The sequence below is a fragment of the Micromonospora sp. 4G55 genome, from assembly GCF_016803375.1.
This window is the reverse complement of the sequence record NZ_JAEVHN010000828.1, coordinates 1-2,406: the sequence shown is the minus strand read 5'-3', so window position 1 is coordinate 2,406 and position 2,406 is coordinate 1. Positions and strand designations below refer to the sequence as shown.

Genomic DNA, 2,406 nt, shown 5'->3' with positions numbered 1-2,406 from the left:
CGCAGCGCGCCGGGGCGGAAACGGCGGCGACGCGTACCCCGGAGCGGGCGTGACCACCGACGCGCCGGCCGCCCCAGCGCGCTGGCGGGCGGCCCGGGCCGGAGTCCTGCTCGCGGTCTTCGTCTGCGCGGCCTGCGGCCTGGTGTACGAGCTGGCCCTGGTCGCGCTCGGCAGCTACCTGATCGGCGACGCGGTCGGGCAGGCCTCGATCGTGCTCGGCGTGATGGTCTTCGCGATGGGCGTCGGCGCGCTCGCCGCGAAGCCGTTGCAGTCCCGGGCCGCCGCCGCGTTCGCCATGGTCGAGCTGACCCTGGCGCTGCTCGGCGGGCTCTCCGTGCTCGGCCTCTACGCCGCCTTCGCCTGGCTGGACCTCTACGGCCCGGCGCTGGTCGGCACCGCGTTCGTGCTCGGCCTGCTGATCGGCGCGGAGATCCCGCTGCTGATGGTCATGCTGCAACGCATCCGCGAACAGTCCGCCGGCAGCGCCGTGGCCGACCTGTTCGCGGCCGACTACGTCGGGGCGCTGCTCGGCGGGCTGGCCTTCCCGTTCCTGCTGATGCCGGTCTTCGGCCAGCTCAAGGGAGCGCTGGTGGTCGGCGCGGTGAACGCGGTGGCCGGCCTCGCGCTGGTCTGCACGGTGTTCCGGGCGGAGCTGAGCCGCCGGGCGCGGATCGCGCTCGCCGCCGGCTCCGTCGTGGTCGCCCTCGGCCTCTCCTACGCCTGGATCACCGCCGCCGACTTCGAGCTGACCGCCCGCCAGCAGCTCTACCGGGATCCGGTGGTGCACGCCGAGCGCAGCCGCTACCAGGAGATCGTGCTCACCCGGTCGGTGCGGGAGGTCGGGCACGCCGACACCGACCTGCGCCTCTACCTCAACGGCGACCTCCAGTTCAGTTCGGTCGACGAGTACCGCTACCACGAGGCACTGGTGCATCCCGCCATGCGCGGACCACGCGGCGAGGTGCTGGTGCTCGGGGCCGGCGACGGGCTCGCCGTCCGGGAGATCCTGCGGTACCCGGACGTCCGCCGGGTGACCGTGGTCGACCTGGACCCGGCGGTGGTGGCGTTGGCCCGCGCCGAGCCGCAGCTGCGTCGGCTCAACGGGGACGCGTTCGCTGACCCCCGGGTCCGGGTGGTCAACACCGACGCGTTCGGCTGGCTGCGTACCGCCACGGAACGGTTCGACGTGGTGGTGGCCGATCTGCGACCCGGACGAGACCGCCACCGCGAAGCTCTACACCGTCGAGTTCTACGCGCTGATTCGGTCGGCGCTCGCCGAGGGCGGCCGGCTGGTGGTGCAGTCCGGGTCGCCGTACTTCGCGCCCCGGTCGTACTGGTCGATCGAGGCGTCGGTACGCGAGGCCGGCTTCGCCACCGTGCCGTACCACGTGGACGTGCCCTCCTTCGGCGACTGGGGTTTCCTGCTCGCCACCGCCGGGGTGACCCCGCCCGCGCTGGAGCTGCCGGCGGACGTGCCGCCGCTGCGTTTTCTCGACCCGTCGGTGCTGCGGGCAGCGGCCGCGTTCCCCGCCGACCGGGTCCGCCTCGACGTCCCCGCGTCCACGTTGCTCCAGCCCAGGGTGCTGGAGTACGCCCGCACGGAGTGGCGCGGCTACTGACCCCGTCGCCGGCCGCCGGCTATGTGGTGCGCGCGCGGCCGGGCCGGAGTGGATACGGTGTGGGCGCGATCTAGGGGAAGGAGAATCGTGGTCGATTCCCAGCACACACCGGCCCGCGTCCGGCCGGCCGTGGTGACGATTTCCAGCTATCTGCTGATTCTGTTCGCGCTCATCCAGGTGATCAACCTGATCATCGCGATCACCACCATCGGCACCATCCGCGAGGTGATGGACGAGGCATACCGCGGCACCTCCGCCAACGGGGTGCAGGGGGTGGGGGACTTCGCGATCGCGTTCAGCGTGGGCGGCGCCATCGTGGGGTTGCTGCTGGCCATCGTGCTCGCCGTGCTCGGCCTGTTCAACAACCGGGGCGTGAACGGCACCCGGATCACCACCTGGGTGCTCGGCGGCCTGATGTTCTGCTGCTGCGGCCTCGGCACGGCCAGCAACGCCGCCGGCGGCCTCACCGCCGGCAGCGGCGCGCCGAGCAACGGTGACGCCCCGAGTGCCGAGGAGGTGCAGCGCCGGCTGCAGGAGGCCCTGCCGTCCTGGTACGGCCCGGTCACCACGCTGCTCGCGGTGATCGCCCTGCTCGCCCTGCTGACCGCGCTGATCCTGCTCGCGCTCCCCAAGGCCAACGAGTTCTTCCGCAAGCCGCAGCAGGTCTGGGAGCCGCCGGTCCCCCGGCGCCACCTACCCCCGGCCAGCCGAGCTACCCGGCGACCCCCGGCTACCCGGCCACCCCGGGCTACCCGCAGGCGGGCTATCCGCCCGCGCAGCCGGGCCA

General features: G+C 73.2%; 1 protein-coding gene and 1 pseudogene. Both read left to right on the top strand.

The window, feature by feature from the left end; translation table 11 throughout:
- Positions 1-49 precede the first annotated feature (49 nt).
- Positions 50-1,619 (top strand): annotated as a pseudogene (locus tag JNW89_RS34820) (polyamine aminopropyltransferase).
- 87 nt (positions 1,620-1,706) lie between these two features.
- Positions 1,707-2,406, top strand: a 700-nt coding sequence (locus tag JNW89_RS34815) for a hypothetical protein (RefSeq protein WP_238452261.1), incomplete at its 3' end; no start/stop codon positions are given.